Source organism: Paraburkholderia sp. SIMBA_054, assembly GCF_046534875.1.
In the GTDB taxonomy this organism is placed as follows: Bacteria; Pseudomonadota; Gammaproteobacteria; order Burkholderiales; family Burkholderiaceae; genus Paraburkholderia; species Paraburkholderia hospita.
Map to the genome: position 1 here is coordinate 1 of NZ_JAWRXV010001657.1, position 238 is coordinate 238.

At 64.3% G+C, this 238-nt stretch carries 1 protein-coding gene; it reads left to right on the forward strand.

Annotated features, from left to right (window positions below; translation table 11 throughout):
- The coding region (locus tag SB822_RS60715; protein ID WP_410859602.1) for a tetratricopeptide repeat protein at positions 1-238 on the forward strand (238 nt) is incomplete at both ends.

Below are 238 nucleotides of genomic sequence, written 5' to 3' on the forward strand. Positions count from 1 at the left end.
CCGCCTGCTGGAGCAACCGCGGACTCGCCGCCGCCGCGCTCGGCCATCTCGACGAAGCCACCATCTGTTACGACCAGGCGTTGCAGCTACAACCCGATTTCGCCGACGCGCGCAACAACTTCGGCACCGCTTTGCAGGCGCAGGGCGCGTTGAACGAAGCCGTCGAACAATATCGGCTTGCAATCGCGTCGAACCCTGCACTGGTCGATGTCCATCTGAATCTGGGCACGGCGCTCGG